This window comes from Pseudomonas sp. NBRC 111139 (assembly GCF_001753955.1).
GTDB lineage: Bacteria > Pseudomonadota > Gammaproteobacteria > Pseudomonadales > Pseudomonadaceae > Aquipseudomonas > Aquipseudomonas alloputida.
The window spans coordinates 45,313-62,347 of sequence record NZ_BCBP01000031.1; the positions used below are offsets into that span (position 1 = coordinate 45,313).

Here is a 17,035-nt window from a genome sequence, read left to right on the forward strand (position 1 = left end):
ATGGTGACTATAGCTTGAGCTGGCCAATGGCCTTGTTCAGTTCGCCGGCCAGGGTCGCCAGTTCGCTGCTGGTGGTCGCTGAACCGACCGTCTGCTGCACGGTCCGCTCGGTGACATCGCGGATGCTGACCACCGCGCGGTTCATTTCCTCGGCTACCTGGCTTTGCTGCTCGGCCGCTACAGCGATCTGGGTATTGCTTTCGCGCATCTGCGCCACGGCACCGGTGATTTCAGCCAGCGCCTCACCGGCTTCCTGTGCCTGACGCACACAGTCGTCGGCCTTGTACGAACTCTCCTGCATGAACTCCACCGCATCGCGGGTGCCCGACTGCAGGGCCGAAACCATGGTGGTGATCTCATCCGTGGAGGTTTGTACGCGTTTGGCCAGGTTGCGCACTTCATCGGCCACCACGGCAAAGCCACGGCCCAGGTCACCGGCGCGCGCGGCTTCGATGGCAGCGTTAAGCGCCAGCAAGTTGGTCTGTTCGGCAATACTGTGGATCACACTGACTACACCGTTGATCTTCTGGCTGTCCTCGGCTAGCTGTCGAATCATCTCGGCAGTTTGTTGCACGCCGCTGGAAAGCCCGGAAATCGAATCCTGCACTCGGCTGACCACCGCTTGACCGCTGCCGGCCAAGGTGTCGGCGGTTTGTGACAAATCGCGGGTGGCACCGGCGTGCTGGGCAATGTGGTGCACGGTCGCCGACATTTCGTTGATGGCAGTGGCGGCCTGGTCGGTTTCACTCTGCTGGCCGAGCATGCCATGGCGTACGTCGCTCATGCTGGCGGCCAGGCGTGCAGCGCCCGAGTCCAACTGTGCTGCGCTGTGGGCGACGGTGCTGACCACGCGGTGATAGGTGGACTGCATGGCGTTGAAGGCCCCAGCCATCTGGCCGACCTCGTCGCCACTGGCTAGCGGTACGCGGGCCGACAGGTCGCCGGTTTTTTCCACGTGCAGCATCACGTCCTTGAGGGTGTTGAGTTGGCTGAGCAGGAAGCGGATCAGCAGTTGGGAGGCGCCGAGCATGGCCAGCATCAGGATCAGCACACACACCGCGTAATTGCTGAAACGATCGAAGAAGACCTGGCGCAAACTGGGTGACTGGGCCAGCACAGCTAACTGCTGGTCGCCACTGCGCAGCACCTGTGCGCCACGCAGTGGGTTTTCGCCGAGGACCCAGGCGCTCGGCAATGCGACCCAGCCTTGGGCGTTGCGCAGGGCATCGAGCGCCTCCCCGGCGTAGGTTGGCGTTTGCCCGGTTGACCAACTGATAACGTTGGCCGGGCGTGGCAGTGCTTGCCCGGCTGGCCAGGCGGCCAGCAACTGGGCTTGTGCGACCGCCTGGCTCTGAGCCGCCTCGGCACGTGCGCGTTGCTCCAGGTGCACGGCGTACAGCACCAGCAGCAAGGTGGTGACAAAGGCCACTGCGTTGACGGCCCAGAACTTGTACTTCAGGGAAACATTGCTAAGCCAGGCACCCATGGGCAGGTCTTCTCTGAGTTGAGCGGAAACAATATTGGCAAGGTGCCATCATTGTGCCCTCATCCTCCTAGACATGTGTTGATGCATATCAACTGTGTTCACCCGCCCCGCAGAAACACGCGAGACTCAGGGGAGCTGGAAGAAAGCCCGCGCCGTTGCCGTGGTATGCGCCGCCGTGTGCTCGGCTGATTCACCGCGATGCGAGGCCACCTCGCGCAGTACCTCCGGCAAGAACGCCGGCTCGTTGCGCCCGCTCTTGGGCTTGGGCCGCAAGCTGCGCGGCAGCAGGTAGGGCGCGTCGCTTTCCAGCATCAGCCGGCCTTGAGGAATGTTGCCCACCAGCGGGTGCAGGTGAGTGCCGCGGCGTTCGTCGCAGATCCAGCCGGTAATGCCGATGTGCAGGTCCAGGTCCAGGTAGGCGAACAGCGCCTCACGCTCACCGGTGAAGCAGTGCACCACTGCGCCGGTCAGGTGGTCGCGGTAGTCCTTGAGAATCGCCAGCAAGCGCTCGCTGGCATCGCGCTCGTGCAGGAACACCGGCAGACGCAGCTCCGCAGCCAGTCTCAGCTGGGCTTCCAAGGCTTTTTCCTGCAGCGGGCGAGGGGAAAAGTCGCGGTTGAAATCCAGGCCGCATTCGCCCACCGCGCGTACGCGCGGTTCACTCAGCAACCGTCGCAGCTGGCGCTCGCTGTCGGCATCCCAGGCCTTGGCATCGTGAGGGTGCACGCCGGCCGTGGCGAACAGGTGGGCGCCGCTTGCATCCAGTTGATGGCACAGTTCCAGGGCTTGTTCGCTGACCGCCAGGCTGGTGCCTGTCAGCAGCATTTGCGTAACGCCGGCCTCCAGCGCGCGCTCGACGATTGCGGCCTGTTGGTCGTGGAAACTGCTGTTGGTCAGGTTGACGCCGATATCGATCAGTTGCATGGTGCTATCTCGTGCCGCGGGGCGGCCAGCATAGCAAAAAGCGCGTTTTTCTGAAAAAACCAAGAACTTCATGCTGTTGCCGTGGTCATTTACCGTCGTTTATCACTTGGCGGTGCAACCCATGGATGCCGCTCACCGACCACGGACACGTTTTCGCATGCAGCGATGCTGGCTCATTTTTCTGCTGACGCTGGGGTTGATCTTGACCGGCCCCGTCCAGGCGCGCTCGCCGGGCCCACAGCAGCACATACCGCCTGCCAAGGTGCGTGACCTGCCGCAGATTCGCACCAGCAAAGTACTGCGAGTGCTGGTCAACCAGAGCCGCAACAGTTCCGGTGAGGTCAAGGGCGAGCCAGTCGGCATCGAGTATTATCGGCTGCGTGCCCTGGAGCATTTCCTCAATGCTCGTACTGCCGACGACCAGCAGATCCAGCTAAAGCTCATCCCGCGGGCCAAGGAACAGTTGCTGGGCGCCCTGGCCCGCGGCGAGGGTGACCTGGCCGCGCCAGGCGAGCTGCTTGACCCCACTACGGTGAGCGGTGTCCGCAGCAGTGCGCCGATACTCGACCAAGTGCCGCTGATGCTGGTCGGGCGCAAAGGCGAGCGAAGTTTCAGCAAGGTCGAACAGCTGTCAGGGCGTACCGTGGCGTTGACCAGCGCCAGTGCTGCCGGACCGCTGATCCAGCAGGTCAACCAGCAACTGGCACTGCGCAAGCGGCCGCCGATCAAAGTGGAGTGGGTCGATTCGACGCTGGCGGTGGAGGATGTGCTGGAGATGGTACAGGCAGGCATCTACCACCTGACCATGGTCGAGCAGCCCATTGCCCGGCGTTGGGCCCGGGTTATGCCGCGCCTGCGCCTGGACAGCCGGGTGCGCCTGGGTGCGCCGCAAGCCATGCGCTGGTATGTAGGGCGTGATGCGCCGCAATTGTTGGCCGCAGTCGATCACTTTCTGCAAGGTTACCGCGCGCCAGATAACCAGGATGCGGCGTTCGAGCGCATCTACCGCCGGCAGTACCGGGTACACAACCCGTTGGCCAGCAAGGACCGCCAGCGTCTGGCATCGGTGCGGGCGGTGTTGCAGAAGCATGGCCAGGCGCAACAGATCGACTGGCTCAACCTGGCTGCATTGGCCTTCAAGGAGTCGACGCTCAACCCGGCTGCACGCGGTACTGGCGGTGCCCATGGCCTGATGCAGATTACCCCTTCGGCAGCCCAGCGGGTGGGGGTGAGCAACACTGCAACGGTAGATGGCAATGTCCTGGCCAGTGCCCGTTACCTGGCGCTTATCCGGCGCAAGTTTTTTGCCAGTGCCAAGATCAACGAGCGTGAGCGCATGGCCTTTGTGCTGGCAGCCTACAACCTCGGCCCCGAGCGGGTTCAGGCCATGCGTGCAGAGGCTCGACGGCGAGGTCTAAACGGTAACCAGTGGTTCTTCCAGACCGAACGCATCGCCATGGAGCAAGTGGGGATGGGGCCGGTCAATTTCGTCAATAGCATCAACAAGTACTATTTGGCCTTCAACCGCGAACGCGCGGCACTGGAGCGCGTGGCGAAGCGTTAAAATCGATTTTATCGATTGTTATGTTGGTTTTTTTGCGATTTTCATATCAGTGGAATTGATTATGATGGCGCCCATACCCACACAACTGCTTCACTTCAAGGACGCTTCGACATGAAAAACACTACCCTCAACGCGCTGTTCTCTACACGTGCTGGCGCTGGCTTGAGCGTTATCCGCATCCTGGTCGGCATCATCTTCATGGCTCATGGTGCGCAAAAACTCTTCGGCCTGTTCGGTGGCTACGGCCTGGAAGGCACCGGCCAATGGATGGAAAGCATCGGCCTGGCGCCGGGTTATCTGATGGCCCTGCTGTCCGGCAGTGCCGAATTCTTCGGCGGCCTGGCCTTGGTGGTCGGCCTGCTGGCTCGCCCGGCGGCCCTGGCGCTGACGGTGACCTTGGTAGTGGCGATCGTTTCGGTGCACATCGGCAACGGCCTGTTCATGTCCAACAACGGCTATGAGTTCGCCCTGGCGCTGTTGGCCGGCACTGTTGCAGTCATGATCGAAGGCGCTGGCCGCTTCTCGCTCGACCGCCTGATCGCCCGGTAATCAGCTGCAAGCTGTGAGCTACGAGCCGCAGGCAAGCGCGGGCCAATACTCGGCGTGTTCTTGCTTGCGGCTTGTCGCTTGCAACTTGGGGCTCATCGCTCTAGCATACCGCCTGCGCCGATTTAAACAGCTACTTGCGGGGCGCAGGAAAGCCCCACCTCCGGGCCGTCCGAAATACCGCTAAAGCGCTGGTTCGGTGACGCCTCCCACCGCTGCCCAGCGGGATTCGCGAGGCGGAGAGAAGCTCCATGAGTTGCCCACGTACCAGTGTCTGTTTAAGCCCTTTGCCTGCCAGCCAGGCGTCCCGCACACCGCGCATTCTGCTCGGCGGCCGGCATCAACCCACCCTTTTGCGTCATCTTGAAGGCCTGTCACGGCGCAAGGGGCAGGCGCGTGCCTTTCTGATCCAGTTCGCCGACAGTGGCTGCCACCTCGCGCAGTATGGCAATGACCGTTTCGACCTGGCTGTGATCCAGGCGCCGGCATCGGACGAGGCCGCCGAAGTCATAGGCCATCTTACCCGCATCGCGCGTCAAGGCCTGATTACCCGCCGCTGAGGAATGCGCTATTGAGCACCAATATCATCACCACAGAAGGCCATGAGGCGCTGAAGAAAGAGCTGGACCACCTGTGGCGGGTGTATCGTCCGGAAATTACCCAAAAGGTTGCCTGGGCCGCTTCGTTGGGTGACCGCAGCGAGAACGCGGACTACCAGTACAACAAGAAGCTGCTGCGCGAAATCGACCGCAGGGTGCGATACCTGCGCAAGCGGCTTGAAGATGTGAAAGTGGTGGCGTACTCGCCCGAGCAGGAAGGCAAAGTGTTTTTCGGTGCCTGGGTTGAGATCGAGAACGACGAGGGCGAGACCATGAAGTTTCGCATTGTCGGCTACGACGAGATCTACGGGCGCAATGATTACATCTCGATCGATGCCCCCATGGCGCGCGCCTTGCTGAAGAAGGAGGAGGGTGATGAGGTGGTGGTGCATACACCTACCGGTGAAGCGACCTGGTATGTGAGCAGCATCCGTTACGGCCAGGGCGTCTCGACGGACTGACCGGGCCCGTCTTGCGCCAGCATGAGGCATGTGCTGTCCCGGCAGGCGATCGCTCAGCCCTCAGGGTTGCGCCTGCAGAAACGCTGCCAGCCAGGCCTCAAGCCTCGCGCAACACCGCCAGCGGGCTGGCACTCAACGCCCGCCGCGTTCCCAGCACCCCAGCACCGCCCACCAGCAGTGCCCCTGTCAGCGGCAACACCAGCAGCCACGGGTGCGGGCTCCACTGCAAGTCGAACGCATAGCGGTACAGCACCCAGGTAATCAGTTCGCAGCCCACGGCCGCCAATAGCCCGCTGGTCGCGCCCAGCAGGCCGAACTCGATACGCCGGGCCTTGACCAGCAAGGGCCGCGCCGCGCCCAGTGCGCGCAACAGTGCCCCTTGGCGAATGCGCTCGTCCAGCGTGGCCTGCAAGCCAGCGAACAACACTGCCAGCCCCGCGGCCAGCACGAACAGCAGCACATACTCCACCGCCAGGGTTACCTGGGCGAGAATGCTGCGCAGCTGGTCGAGCAAGGCATCCACCTGCAGGATGGTCACCGCCGGAAACGCCCGTGACAGCGCGACGACATCCAGGTCATGCCCCGGTGCCACGTAGAAGCTGGTCAGGTAAGTGGTCGGCAGCCCCTGCAGCGTGCCAGGCTGGAAGATCATGTAGAAGTTCGGCTGGAAGCTGTCCCAATGCACGTTGCGCAGGCTGCTCACGCGGGCCTGGCGCTGCTGACCGCCAATATCGAACGTCAGCAGGTCGCCCATCTGCAGTTTCAGGCTGCTGGCCAGTTCCGCCTCCACCGAAACCCCGGGGATATCGTTGTCGGCTGGCAAGGCTTGCCACCAGCTGCCTGCGGTCAGCACGTTGCCTTCGGGCAACGCGGCGGCCCAGGTCAGGCTGAGGTCGCGCTGCACGGCGCGCTCGCCTGCCGAGTCCTTGCTGACCACCTGCTGTACCGGTTTTTCATTGATTTGCACCAGGCGCCCGGGCGTTACCGGGTACAGCGGCGCTGAAGCGGCATTGACCTGGTGCAGGTGTTGAATGAACGGCTCACGGTCATCTGGCAGGATGTTCAGGGCGAAGTGGTTAGGCGCATCCTTGGGTAGCTGTGCTTGCCAGGTATCGAGCAGCTCTGCGCGCAGCAGGGCGACCAAGGCCATGGCCAGCAGTATCAGGCCGAATGCCAGGGCTTGGCCTGCTGCCGCCATGGGGTGGCGCAATAGCTGGCCCAGCCCCAGACGCCAGGTGAGTGGCGCACCGGCCAGCAGCTGGCGCAGGCTGCGTAAACCGAGCAACAGCAGGCCGCCGAGCAGAAGCGCGGCGACCAGGCCGCCACCGAGCAGGGCGAAGGTGAGCAGCAGGTCGAGGCTCAGGCGCCACATGATCAGGCCCAGGGCGAGCAGGGCGGCGCCGTACACCAGCCAACTGCTCGCAGGTATCGGCAACAGGTCACGGCGCAGCACGCGCAGTGGCGGCACCTGGCCCAGCGCCGCAATCGGCGGCAGGGCAAAGCCAGCCAGTGCCACCAGCCCGGTACCGATACCTGCCAGCGCTGGAACGATGCCGCCAGCGGGCACTACGCTCGGCAGCAAGCCGTGCAGCAGGCGGAACAGGCCCAGCTGAGCCAGCCAGCCAAGCAAGGCGCCGGCCAGGGCAGCGACCAGGCCGAGCATGGCCAGTTGCAAGCAATACAAGCCCAATGCCTGGTGGCGCGACAGGCCCAGGCAGCGCAGCAGGGCGCTGGCGTCCAGTCGGCGTGCAGCATAGCGACTGGCCGACAGTGCCACGGCCACGCCTGCCAGCAGCACAGCCACCAGGCTGGCCATGTTCAGGTAGCGTTCGGCTTTGCCCAGCGCGCCGCCGATCTGTTGGTTGCCATCGCGGGTGTCACGCAGGCGCTGGTTGGCGGCCAGGTCTTTTTCCACGGCCTGACGGTACTGCGCCAGCGCCTCGGCATCGCCGCGCCACAGGTCACGGTAGGTGACCCGGCTGCCCGGCTGGATCACGCCGGTGGCTTCCAGGTCGGCCAGGTTCATCATCACGCGTGGGGTAAGGCTGTAGAAGTTGTTGGCGCGGTCCGGTTCGTAGGTAAGCACCCGGCTCATGCGCAGGGTTTTCATGCCCACGTCGATGCTGTCGCCGATTTCCAGCCCCAGTGCTGCCAACAGGCGCGGTTCCACCCACACTTCGCCAGGGGCAGGGCCGCCGCCGGGTGTTTCTTCGGCATAAGGTGCCGGAGCGCTGCGTACTTGCCCGCGCAATGGGTAGGCGCCGTCGGCGGCCTTTACGCTGGACAGCTGGATGCCATTGTCGCCGCCGACCACGCTGGTGAACTCGACCACGCGTGCATGGCGCAAGCCCAGTGCCTTGCCGGCATCGAACTGTTGCTCGCGGGCCGGTGCGCTGCCCTGCAGTACCAGATCGGCGCCCAGAAACTCGCTGGCGCGCAGCTGCATGGCGCCGTTGAGGCGGGCGCCGAAATAGCCGATGGCGGTGCTGGCAGCTACCGCCACCAACAGGGCAAAGAACAGCACGCGCACTTCACTGGCGCGAACATCGCGCAGCAACTGGCGCAGTGCCAGGCCACACAGGCGGGACAGCGGCATACGGCTCACCGGGCCTCCATCGGCGCCACAAGGCTGCCCGCGTCCAGGCGGATCTGGCGCCGGCAGCGGCGGGCCAGGCGTTCGTCATGGGTGACCAGCACCAAGGTAGTGCCGCGCTCCTTGTTCAGCTCGAACAACAAGTCGCTGATGCGTTCGCCGGTGTGGCTGTCGAGGTTGCCGGTGGGCTCATCGGCGAACAGCACCGCAGGCTGCGCGGCGAAGGCGCGGGCGATTGCCACGCGCTGCTGCTCGCCGCCCGACAGCTGCCGAGGTGTGTGGCTCAGGCGTTTGCCCAGACCGACCCGCTCCAGCAAAGTGCGAGCCTGTTCGCGGGCATCGCGGCGGCCGTCCAGCTCCAGTGGCAGCATGACGTTTTCCAGTGCATTGAGGCTGTCGAGCAGCTGGAACGACTGGAACACGAAACCCACATGTTCGGCGCGCACACGGGCGCGTTGGTCTTCATCCAGTGGCCCCAGGTCGTGGCCGGCGAGCACGACATTGCCAGCGCTGGGGCGGTCGAGGCCGGCGAGCAAGCCGAGCAGGGTCGACTTGCCAGAGCCCGAGGCGCCGACGATGGCCAGGCTATCGCCTTGGGCCAGGTCGAGAGACAGTGCGTGGAGGATGGTAAGGTCACCTTCCGCGCTGGGGACCACTTTGCTAAGGTTCTGCGCAACGAGAATGCTGGGGCTCATGGAGAATCCGATGCGAGTGTGGTGGTTGAGTGCCGGTCTGGCCCTGTATTGCCTGGCCCAGAGCGCAGCGGCAGGAACACTGCTGGTTGTTGGCGATAGTATCAGCGCCGGTTTTGGCCTGGATAGCCGTCAGGGCTGGGTGTCTCTCTTGCAGGCCCGTCTCAGGGACGAAGGTTTTGACGACAAAGTGGTCAATGCTTCGATCAGTGGCGATACCAGCGCAGGTGGCCAGGCGCGGCTCCCGGCGCTGCTTGCAGCACATAAACCAAGCCTGGTGGTGCTGGAGCTGGGCGGCAACGATGGCCTGCGCGGGCAGCCGCCTGCACAATTGCAACAAAATCTTGCCTCGATGATCGAGCGTTCGCGTCAGGCAGGGGCCAAGGTGCTGCTATTGGGCATGCGCCTGCCGCCCAATTATGGTGTGCGTTACACCACCGCCTTTGCCAAGGTGTATGAACAGCTGGCAGCGGACAAACAGGTTCCTTTGGTGCCGTTTTTCCTCGAAGGGGTAGGGGGCGTACCTGAACTGATGCAGGCTGATGGCATCCATCCGGCCCAGGGGGCTCAGCAGCGCCTGCTGGAAAATGCCTGGCCAGCGATAAAACCCTTGCTGTGAAGCTTTAAACGGGGGCGCCTTTCGGCTAATGTTGCGCCCCCCGTTTCGAGTGCTCCAAATGCCGCGCCCTGCCTGGTCCCTGTATGCCTATCAACTGATCGAGCCCGACGAGCAGCTCGACCTGTTCGCCTGCCAGGAAATCCGCGTCCACCTCGTGGCCCGCCAGCTTGAGCTGGGCGTGCCGGTCGACCGTACCTTGTGTGGCGGCCTGCTGCCAGCCCAGCCGCGTTGGTCGGGGGTGCCGCGATCGATTTACCGCGATGGCCGCCTGTGTGAGCTGTGCCGTGCCATCCTCGATGCCCAGCGACGCGGCATGCGCCCGGTGTGGCCTGAGCTGCATGGCAGCTGAACGACAAGCGCCTTTCATCATCTGAAACGCTTGCAGCGTGCCAATGCCTCCCGCTTGCATCGGCGCGGGTGTACAATCGATTCTCTTGACCCATCTTTCGAAGGATTTACCGGATGTTGCCGCGCTTTCCTGCCGTCACCCGTAGCCTGTCCCTGGCCGCCCTGTTGGTAGCGGGCCCCGCTGCTGCGCTGGAGCTGTCACTGCCACCGCCCGGTGAAGACATCGTCGGCCAGGTGCATGTGATCAAGGCAAAGTACGAGGACACGTTCGCCGATATCGGCACCGCAAACGACCTCGGCTACCTGGAAATGATTGCCGCCAACCCCGGCGTGGACCCTTGGCTGCCGGGCGCCGGCACCGAGATCATCCTGCCGACCCGTTTCGTTCTGCCGCCGGGGCCGCGCGAAGGCATCGTCATCAACCTGGCCGAGTACCGCATGTACTACTTCCCCAAGGGGGAGAGCGTGGTGTACACCTTCCCGCTGGGCATTGGTCGCGAGGGGTGGGGATCGCCGATCGCCAACACCAAGATCACCGCCAAGACGCCCAACCCGACCTGGACGCCGCCCGCTTCGATTCGCAAAGAGCACGCTGAGGACGGTGACATCCTGCCGACGGTGGTGCCGGCTGGCCCGGACAACCCGCTGGGGCCGTTCAAGTTCACCTTGGGCGTACCGGGCTATCTGATCCATGGTTCGAACAAGAAGTTCGGCATTGGCATGCGCACCAGTCACGGTTGCTTCCGCATGCTTAACAACAACGTGCTTGAACTGTCGAAGATGGTGCCGGTGGGGACGCCAGTGCGCATCATCAACGAGCCTTACAAGTTCGGTATCAGCGCCGGCAAGGTCTATCTTGAGGCACACACGCCGCTGGATGACCAGGGTAACCCGTCAGTGGTCGACAAACACACCGCAGTTATCAATGCCTTGCTCAAGCGTGAAGACCTGGCCAATAACCTACGCATGAACTGGGACATGGTACGTGACGTGGTGGCTGCAGAAGATGGCATGCCGGTAGAAATTGCCGTGCCGGTGGAAAACCAAGGGGCCGCACCGATGGTGTCGAGCATTCCGCCCGAACTGCAGTAAGGTGATTTCGACACACCCAGGCCTGCCTTAGTGCAGGCCTTTTTGTACCTGCTGGCCGCGTTTGTCGGATTCAAAGGCAATAAAAAAGCCGACCCACAAGTGGGTCGGCTTCTTAACAATCCGTGAGGATTATTACTTGCGGCTGGCTTTGTCCAGCATACGCAGAGCGCGCTCGTTGGCTTCGTCAGCGGTCTGCTGAGCCTTCTGAGCGGCTGCCATTGCGTCGTCAGCCTTACGGTAGGCTTCGTCAGCACGAGCTTGAGCGCGAGCTGCTGCGTCTTCAGTCGCAGTCAGACGAGCTTCGGTTTCTTTGGATACGCTGCTGCAACCGGTAGCCAGAACTGCGGCCAGAGCCAGAGCAGAGAATTTCAGAACGTTGTTCATCGTGTTCCCCTTCAAGGACTTTCTATTAAATAGCCATCTCTCAGGAAAGAGAAACTGGCCGGCGTACATAGTACCCATTACTTGTAGTAAGTAAACTGACAGAGCGCAAGAACTGCAAAAAAAATGTTGCTTGACTCCGCGCCGACAAGATTTGCGACGTGTCTGTGAAAAAAATGTGCAGGGTTCGCAAGCGGTTGTGGTACAGGAACTTTTTTGTTGAACTAAGGGTGACTTTAACTGTCGATCAGCGTCTTAAGCCCTAGAACATCCGGTGGCTGTTGCGCGGGCTTGGGAAAGTCACCCGGGCGGCGTTTTGACCTTTTTTAAGCGCCACCACCTTGAGCAATCCCGCTCGCGGTGCCTACTATCTTGTGAGTGCCAGACGATCCGAACGATTACAATCGTCCAATGGTCGAAGCGGCAACAGGTGGCGTAGAGGATTCTGTGCCGGATAAACCACCATCGGTTAAGGTAAGGGTCTGCCGAGAAGACCTGCGAGGAGTAGTGATGAGCGAAGCGCTGACCATCCACCATGACCAGGCCGGTCATCAGTTCGAGACCAACGTGGACGGTCATCGTGCCTACCTGACGTACATGGATCTGGGCAAGCAGACGCTGGACATCTATCGCACCTTCGTGCCCAACGCCCTGCGCGGCCGTGGGATCGCTGCCGCCCTGACCGAGCGGGCGCTGGAGTACGCCGAGCAGATGGGCTACACGGTGATCCCGTCTTGCTCGTATGTGGAGCGTTACATGGAGCGCCAGCAGCGGCATTCGAGCAAGGCCTGAGCTGACCATAGGCACCCGACACAACAAAAAAACGCCGGGCAGTGCCCGGCGTTTTTTATTCCCGCAATGTTCAGCCGCGCTTACGCTGCGGCAGCACATCCTTGAGCTTGGCATGCATGCTGCGCAGGGTTTTCTCGGTCGCCGACCAGTCGATACAGGCGTCCGTGATCGACACGCCATACTGCAACTCGTCCAGGTTTTTCGGAATGGACTGACAGCCCCAGTTCAGGTGGCTTTCGACCATCAGGCCGATGATCGACTGGTTGCCTTCGAGAATCTGGTTGGCGACGTTCTCCATCACCAGCGGTTGCAGGGCCGGGTCCTTGTTGGAGTTGGCATGGCTGCAGTCGACCATGATGTTGGCCTTGATCTTGGCCTTGGCCAGGTCCTGTTCGCACAGGGCGACGCTGACCGAGTCGTAGTTCGGCTTGCCATTGCCGCCGCGCAGTACCACGTGGCCGTATGGGTTGCCCTTGGTGGTGACGATCGACACGCCGCCTTCCTGGTTGATGCCCAGGAAGCGGTGCGGCTTGGACACCGACTGCAGGGCATTGATGGCAACGGTCAGGCCGCCGTCGGTGCCGTTCTTGAAACCCACCGCCGAGGACAGGCCCGAGGCCATCTCGCGGTGTGTTTGCGATTCGGTGGTGCGGGCACCGATGGCCGACCAGCTGATCAGGTCTTGCAGGTACTGCGGGGAAATCGGGTCGAGCGCTTCGGTGGCAGTCGGCAAGCCCATTTCGGCCAGGTCCAGCAGCAGCTTGCGGCCGATGTGCAGGCCGTCCTGGATCTTGAACGAGTCATCCAGGTACGGATCGTTGATCAGGCCTTTCCAGCCGACGGTGGTGCGCGGCTTTTCGAAGTACACGCGCATGACCAGGTACAGCGTATCGGACACTTCTTCGGCCAGTACTTTCAGGCGCTCGGCGTATTCGTGGGCTGCCTTGATGTCGTGGATGGAGCAAGGGCCGACCACGACGAACAGGCGATGGTCCTTGCCGTCGAGAATATTGCGCACCACTTCACGGCCGGCAGTCACGGTCTGCAGGGCCTTGGCGCTGAGGGGGATTTCCTTCTTGAGCTGATCAGGGGTGATCAGGGTCTCGTTGGAGGCAACGTTCAAGTCATCGATCGGTAAATCAGCCATCGTGTTACTCGTCAGGTCACGGGTGCCGGCCGCCAACTATCCCCGTGCGGCCCAGCAGCAAGAATAATCGCAGCGGGGAGCCGAACCTTAGCGCGTTACAGATGGCACGACAATGGGCTGAACCCAGTCATTGTGGGGTTTTTACCTGAGCGAGGGGGTTGCGCGCGAATGGACTGCCCAGCGCAACGTAACCTGTGTAAAAAGAGTGCTGACCCTTTACCTGGAGATTGGCATGCATTCGCACCCCCCTCGCATCGGCATCATCGGCAGTGGCGCCATCGGCGGCTTTTATGGGTTGATGCTGGCCCGGGCCGGTTTCGATGTGCATTTTCTGTTGCGCAGCGAGTACCAGGCCGTTTGTGAACGCGGGCTGAGCCTGGACAGTGCCGTGCATGGCGCACTGCACATGCGGGTGCAGGCTTACGTCAGTGCCGCCGACATGCCGCCCTGTGACTGGCTTCTGATCGGGGCCAAGGCCACCAGCAACGAGCAGTTGGCACCGTTGATCGTCCAGGCTGCTGCGCCCGGCGCCAAGGTGGTGCTGTTGCAGAACGGCCTGGGTGTCGAGGAGCAGTTGCGTCCGGCCTTGCGCAGCGACATGCACCTGCTCGGCGGCCTGTGCTTCATCTGCGTCAACCGCCAGGCGCCAGGTGTAATCCGCCACCAGGCGCTGGGGGCGGTCAACCTGGGGTATCACAGCGGGCCGGCCACCGATTGCGGTGTCGCGCTGGTGAATGAAGGCGCCGGGTTGTTCCAGGCGGCGGGGATCGACTCGCAGGCCATGCCGAACCTGGCCTTGGCGCGTTGGCAGAAGCTGGTGTGGAACGTGCCTTACAACGGGCTGTCGGTGCTGCTGGGGGCCAGCACTGCGCCACTGATGGCCGACAGCAATAGCCGCGAGCTGATACAGGCCTTGATGGCCGAGGTGGTGCAGGGGGCGGCAGCCTGTGGCCATGTACTGCCCGAGGGCTATGCCGAGCACTTGTTCCAGGTGACCGAGCGCATGCCCGACTACTGGCCGAGCATGTATCACGATCATGTCCACAAACGCCCGTTGGAGCTGGGGGCCATTTACGCCGAGCCGCTGGCACGCGCACGGGCGGCAGGCTGCAGCATGCCGCGCATTGAAATGCTGTACCAAGCGCTGAGTTTCATCGACAACAGCGACCGGCCGGCCTGAGGGTGGCCGAGGCTTCGGCGGGGCCCTCCAGCCCACGGCGGCAGCGCGCCGGACGGCAAAGCGAGCGTCCGGCGCGCTGCTAAGCTGAAGCTTGCTCTGCCGCTGCGGCAGTCGAGGAGGTCGAATGATCCGCTCCATGCTGTACGCCACCGACCTCGGTGTCTACGCCCCTTTCGTGATGCAACACGCGCTGGCCCTGGCGCGCACGTTCGGTGCCGAGTTGTATGTGATCCACGCGGTCGAGCCGATGGGCCAGTTCGCCGAATCCCTCCTGCAAAGCTACCTCGATGAGCAGACGCTCGATCAATTGCACAGCCAGGGGGTGAACACAGTGATGGCGAACATAGAGCAGCGTGTGCTGGAAAACTTTCGCGACGAGTTGGGCGAAGAGGCTGACCTGGCAGTGATCAAGGCCGTGCGTGTGCGTCAGGGCGACCCGGCGCAGGTGATTCTCGACCAGGCCCAGCGGCTAAGCGTCGACCTGTTGATATTCGGTAGCCACAGTGCCGGTGCCGGGGTGGATGTACCGCTTGGGCGCACGGCGGTGCGGCTGCTGCAGCTGTCGCCGGTGCCGGTGTACATGGTGCCCTTGGCGCAGCATCTGGGGCGTAGGAAAACGTGAAGATAGGTGCAGTCCATTTCCGTGGGCATGTAACAAAATAGTTCTAGATTTATTTCCAGAACCACTAATATAGTTATATATCGTCGCTGCCTGCTGCCGCGGACTCATCGCTGAACCGAGGGAAACCTATGAAGCTTCAACAACTGCGCTACATCTGGGAAGTGGCGCACCATGACCTCAACGTCTCCGCGACGGCGCAGAGCCTGTATACCTCCCAGCCAGGTATCAGCAAGCAGATCCGCCTGCTCGAAGACGAATTGGGTGTTGAAGTCTTTGCCCGCAGCGGCAAGCATCTGACCCGCGTGACCCCGGCCGGTGAGCGCATCATCAATACCGCAGGCGAAATCCTGCGCAAGGTCGAGAGCATCAAGCAGATTGCCCAAGAGTTCTCCAACGAGAAGAAGGGCACGCTGTCCATCGCCACCACCCACACCCAGGCGCGCTACGCGTTGCCGCCGGTTATCAGCAGCTTTATCAAGCAGTATCCGGAGGTGTCCCTGCACATGCATCAGGGTTCGCCCATGCAGATTGCCGAGATGGCTGCGGACGGTACGGTCGATTTCGCCATCGCCACCGAGGCGCTGGAGCTGTTCGGCGATCTGATCATGATGCCGTGCTACAAGTGGAACCGTTGCGTTGTGGTGCCGCAGGGGCACCCGCTGGCCAAGCTGCCGAAACTGACCCTGGAAGCCGTCGCCGAGTACCCGATCGTCACCTACGTGTTCGGTTTCACCGGGCGCTCAAAGCTGGATGAGGCTTTCAATCACCGTGGCCTCACGCCAAAGGTGGTCTTCACCGCGGCTGACGCCGACGTGATCAAGACGTATGTGCGCCTGGGGCTGGGCGTGGGTATCGTTGCCGGCATGGCTGTGGACGCCAAGCTCGACAGTGACTTGGTGGCGCTGGATGCCAGTGAGCTGTTCGAAGCCAGCATCACCAAGATCGGCTTCCGTCGGGGTACCTTCCTGCGCGGCTTCATGTGCGACTTCATTGAGAAGTTTGCCCCGCACCTGACCCGTGAAGTGATGGCCAAGGCCATTCAGTGCCATAACAAGCAAGAGCTGGAAGCGTTGTTCGAAGGTGTCGAGCTGCCGGTTCACTGATTCGGGAGTGATGGGGCCGCTGTGGGAGCGGGCGGCTTTGGTCGCGATCACCGGCAAAGGCGGTGCCATGCACCGCGTCGCCTGCTTCGCGGGTAAACCCGCTCCTACAGACCGCCCGGGCTATCTCAAGCCTTGCTGATCAGGTTGCCCGCATGCAACCCGCATTCCTTCTGCGTCGACTCTTCCCACCACCAGCGCCCTTCACGCTCATGCTGGTTTGGCAGCACCGGGCGGGTGCATGGCTCGCAGCCAATGCTGATGAAGCCACGCTCGTGCAGGCTGTTGTACGGCAGCTCGAGCATGCGGATATAACCCCATACTTCTTCACTGCTCATCTGCGCCAGCGGGTTGAACTTGTACAGCGTGCGCTCAGGCGTGGAAAAGGCGCTGTCGATTTCCAGTGCTGCCACCTGGCTGCGGGTGCCCGGGCTTTGGTCGCGGCGCTGGCCGGTGGCCCAGGCGCTGACGGTGGCCAGCTTGCGTCGCAGCGGCTCGATCTTGCGAATGCCGCAGCACTCGCCATGGCCGTCCTTGTAGAAGCTGAACAGGCCCTTTTCCTTGACGAACGGGTCGAGCTTGGCGCGGTCCGGGCTGAGGATTTCGATCGGCAGGTTGTACTGTTCGCGTACCTGGTCGATGAACCGGTAGGTCTCCGGGTGCAGGCGCCCAGTGTCGAGGCTGAATACCTTTACCTGCTTGTTCAGCTTCCAGGCCATGTCGACCAGCACCACATCCTCGGCGCCGCTGAAGGAGATCCACAGGTCATCACCGAAGTGCTCGAAGGCAAGCTTGAGGATGTCCTGCGGGGACTTGTTGGCATAGGTCGCGGCCAGGGCGGCGACGTCGAAGGGGTGGCTCATCAGGCGGTTTCCATCTTGGCTGTGGC

At 62.5% G+C, this 17,035-nt stretch carries 18 protein-coding genes; 11 read left to right on the forward strand and 7 right to left on the reverse strand.

The features are described 5' to 3' along the window. Positions 1-7: 7 nt before the first annotated feature. Positions 8-1,486 (reverse strand): methyl-accepting chemotaxis protein, encoded by a 1,479-nt coding sequence (locus BJQ17_RS12135; protein WP_003250263.1) that lies wholly within the window; start codon positions 1,484-1,486, stop codon positions 8-10. Between the two features lie 126 nt (positions 1,487-1,612). Further along, positions 1,613-2,410 carry a TatD family hydrolase gene (locus BJQ17_RS12140; RefSeq protein WP_054888656.1) on the reverse strand — a complete coding sequence of 266 codons (798 nt, stop codon included), beginning with the start codon at positions 2,408-2,410 and terminating at the stop codon, positions 1,613-1,615. Between the two features lie 157 nt (positions 2,411-2,567). Between BJQ17_RS12140 and BJQ17_RS12145 the strand changes: the two genes are divergently transcribed. The 4 genes from BJQ17_RS12145 to greB all read left to right on the forward strand — a co-directional run bounded on the left by BJQ17_RS12145 (position 2,568) and on the right by greB (position 5,580). Continuing rightward, on the forward strand, positions 2,568-3,974 hold the full coding sequence (locus BJQ17_RS12145) for a transglycosylase SLT domain-containing protein (RefSeq protein ID WP_070096116.1): 1,407 nt from the start codon (positions 2,568-2,570) through the stop codon (positions 3,972-3,974). A gap of 111 nt (positions 3,975-4,085) precedes the next feature. Next, on the forward strand, positions 4,086-4,523 hold the full coding sequence (locus BJQ17_RS12150) for a DoxX family protein (RefSeq protein ID WP_003250269.1): 438 nt from the start codon (positions 4,086-4,088) through the stop codon (positions 4,521-4,523). A 248-nt stretch (positions 4,524-4,771) separates the two neighbouring features. After that, positions 4,772-5,080: a hypothetical protein gene (locus tag BJQ17_RS12155; RefSeq protein WP_070096117.1), complete on the forward strand. Its 309-nt coding sequence runs from the start codon at positions 4,772-4,774 to the stop codon at positions 5,078-5,080. A gap of 11 nt (positions 5,081-5,091) precedes the next feature. After that, positions 5,092-5,580 (forward strand): transcription elongation factor GreB, encoded by a 489-nt coding sequence (gene greB / locus BJQ17_RS12160; RefSeq protein WP_003250274.1) that lies wholly within the window; start codon positions 5,092-5,094, stop codon positions 5,578-5,580. Positions 5,581-5,677: 97 nt separating this feature from the next. Here the strand turns inward: greB and BJQ17_RS12165 are convergent, their stop codons facing one another. Next, complete coding sequence (locus BJQ17_RS12165; protein ID WP_070096118.1) at positions 5,678-8,185, reverse strand: ABC transporter permease; 2,508 nt, start codon at positions 8,183-8,185, stop codon at positions 5,678-5,680. Beyond that, the gene (locus BJQ17_RS12170; RefSeq protein ID WP_070096119.1) at positions 8,182-8,868 is read right to left on the reverse strand and encodes an ABC transporter ATP-binding protein; all 687 of its coding nucleotides are present in this window, start codon (positions 8,866-8,868) and stop codon (positions 8,182-8,184) included. The genes BJQ17_RS12165 and BJQ17_RS12170 overlap by 4 nt, the downstream gene beginning before the upstream one ends. A gap of 10 nt (positions 8,869-8,878) precedes the next feature. Here BJQ17_RS12170 and BJQ17_RS12175 point away from each other — a divergent pair, with 10 nt between their 5' ends. The 3 genes from BJQ17_RS12175 (at position 8,879) to BJQ17_RS12185 (ending at position 10,924) form a co-directional block, all read left to right on the forward strand. Next, the gene (locus tag BJQ17_RS12175) at positions 8,879-9,484 is read left to right on the forward strand and encodes an arylesterase (protein WP_003250280.1); all 606 of its coding nucleotides are present in this window, start codon (positions 8,879-8,881) and stop codon (positions 9,482-9,484) included. A gap of 58 nt (positions 9,485-9,542) precedes the next feature. After that, a complete protein-coding gene (locus tag BJQ17_RS12180) occupies positions 9,543-9,833 on the forward strand; it encodes a hypothetical protein (protein ID WP_003250283.1) in 291 nt (96 codons plus the stop codon). A 113-nt stretch (positions 9,834-9,946) separates the two neighbouring features. Further along, positions 9,947-10,924 (forward strand): L,D-transpeptidase family protein, encoded by a 978-nt coding sequence (locus BJQ17_RS12185; RefSeq protein WP_070096120.1) that lies wholly within the window; start codon positions 9,947-9,949, stop codon positions 10,922-10,924. Positions 10,925-11,056: 132 nt separating this feature from the next. Here BJQ17_RS12185 and BJQ17_RS12190 read toward each other — a convergent pair whose 3' ends face one another. Further along, on the reverse strand, positions 11,057-11,308 hold the full coding sequence (locus tag BJQ17_RS12190; protein WP_003250288.1) for an Lpp/OprI family alanine-zipper lipoprotein: 252 nt from the start codon (positions 11,306-11,308) through the stop codon (positions 11,057-11,059). A 507-nt stretch (positions 11,309-11,815) separates the two neighbouring features. Between BJQ17_RS12190 and BJQ17_RS12195 the strand changes: the two genes are divergently transcribed. Continuing rightward, positions 11,816-12,097: a GNAT family N-acetyltransferase gene (locus BJQ17_RS12195; protein ID WP_003250290.1), complete on the forward strand. Its 282-nt coding sequence runs from the start codon at positions 11,816-11,818 to the stop codon at positions 12,095-12,097. Positions 12,098-12,167: 70 nt separating this feature from the next. Here the strand turns inward: BJQ17_RS12195 and BJQ17_RS12200 are convergent, their stop codons facing one another. Continuing rightward, positions 12,168-13,244 carry a 3-deoxy-7-phosphoheptulonate synthase gene (locus BJQ17_RS12200; RefSeq protein ID WP_003250292.1) on the reverse strand — a complete coding sequence of 359 codons (1,077 nt, stop codon included), beginning with the start codon at positions 13,242-13,244 and terminating at the stop codon, positions 12,168-12,170. 232 nt (positions 13,245-13,476) lie between these two features. Here BJQ17_RS12200 and BJQ17_RS12205 point away from each other — a divergent pair, with 232 nt between their 5' ends. The 3 genes from BJQ17_RS12205 (at position 13,477) to cysB (ending at position 16,149) form a co-directional block, all read left to right on the forward strand. Next, positions 13,477-14,424, forward strand: a complete 948-nt coding sequence (locus BJQ17_RS12205) for a putative 2-dehydropantoate 2-reductase (protein ID WP_029380677.1) — start codon at positions 13,477-13,479, stop codon at positions 14,422-14,424. A gap of 124 nt (positions 14,425-14,548) precedes the next feature. Then, positions 14,549-15,046 (forward strand): universal stress protein, encoded by a 498-nt coding sequence (locus BJQ17_RS12210; protein ID WP_003250295.1) that lies wholly within the window; start codon positions 14,549-14,551, stop codon positions 15,044-15,046. A 128-nt stretch (positions 15,047-15,174) separates the two neighbouring features. Then, entirely contained in the window at positions 15,175-16,149 is a 975-nt protein-coding gene (gene cysB, locus BJQ17_RS12215; RefSeq protein WP_003250297.1) for an HTH-type transcriptional regulator CysB, read from the forward strand. Between the two features lie 125 nt (positions 16,150-16,274). Here cysB and BJQ17_RS12220 read toward each other — a convergent pair whose 3' ends face one another. Beyond that, positions 16,275-17,009 carry a phosphoadenylyl-sulfate reductase gene (locus BJQ17_RS12220; protein ID WP_070096121.1) on the reverse strand — a complete coding sequence of 245 codons (735 nt, stop codon included), beginning with the start codon at positions 17,007-17,009 and terminating at the stop codon, positions 16,275-16,277. Between the last annotated feature and the right edge of the window lie 26 nt (positions 17,010-17,035).

Bases quoted from the DNA above. Each gene is read 5' to 3' on its own strand.
- BJQ17_RS12135 (WP_003250263.1), bottom strand. From the start codon at position 1,486: ATGGGTGCCTGGCTTAGCAATGTTTCCCTGAAGTACAAGTTCTGGGCC.
- BJQ17_RS12140 (WP_054888656.1), bottom strand. From the start codon at position 2,410: ATGCAACTGATCGATATCGGCGTCAACCTGACCAACAGCAGTTTCCAC.
- BJQ17_RS12145 (WP_070096116.1), top strand. From the start codon at position 2,568: ATGCAGCGATGCTGGCTCATTTTTCTGCTGACGCTGGGGTTGATCTTG.
- BJQ17_RS12150 (WP_003250269.1), top strand. From the start codon at position 4,086: ATGAAAAACACTACCCTCAACGCGCTGTTCTCTACACGTGCTGGCGCT.
- BJQ17_RS12155 (WP_070096117.1), top strand. From the start codon at position 4,772: ATGAGTTGCCCACGTACCAGTGTCTGTTTAAGCCCTTTGCCTGCCAGC.
- BJQ17_RS12170 (WP_070096119.1), bottom strand. From the start codon at position 8,868: ATGAGCCCCAGCATTCTCGTTGCGCAGAACCTTAGCAAAGTGGTCCCC.
- BJQ17_RS12175 (WP_003250280.1), top strand. From the start codon at position 8,879: ATGCGAGTGTGGTGGTTGAGTGCCGGTCTGGCCCTGTATTGCCTGGCC.
- BJQ17_RS12180 (WP_003250283.1), top strand. From the start codon at position 9,543: ATGCCGCGCCCTGCCTGGTCCCTGTATGCCTATCAACTGATCGAGCCC.
- BJQ17_RS12185 (WP_070096120.1), top strand. From the start codon at position 9,947: ATGTTGCCGCGCTTTCCTGCCGTCACCCGTAGCCTGTCCCTGGCCGCC.
- BJQ17_RS12190 (WP_003250288.1), bottom strand. From the start codon at position 11,308: ATGAACAACGTTCTGAAATTCTCTGCTCTGGCTCTGGCCGCAGTTCTG.
- BJQ17_RS12195 (WP_003250290.1), top strand. From the start codon at position 11,816: ATGAGCGAAGCGCTGACCATCCACCATGACCAGGCCGGTCATCAGTTC.
- BJQ17_RS12200 (WP_003250292.1), bottom strand. From the start codon at position 13,244: ATGGCTGATTTACCGATCGATGACTTGAACGTTGCCTCCAACGAGACC.
- BJQ17_RS12205 (WP_029380677.1), top strand. From the start codon at position 13,477: ATGCATTCGCACCCCCCTCGCATCGGCATCATCGGCAGTGGCGCCATC.
- BJQ17_RS12210 (WP_003250295.1), top strand. From the start codon at position 14,549: ATGATCCGCTCCATGCTGTACGCCACCGACCTCGGTGTCTACGCCCCT.
- cysB (WP_003250297.1), top strand. From the start codon at position 15,175: ATGAAGCTTCAACAACTGCGCTACATCTGGGAAGTGGCGCACCATGAC.
- BJQ17_RS12220 (WP_070096121.1), bottom strand. From the start codon at position 17,009: ATGAGCCACCCCTTCGACGTCGCCGCCCTGGCCGCGACCTATGCCAAC.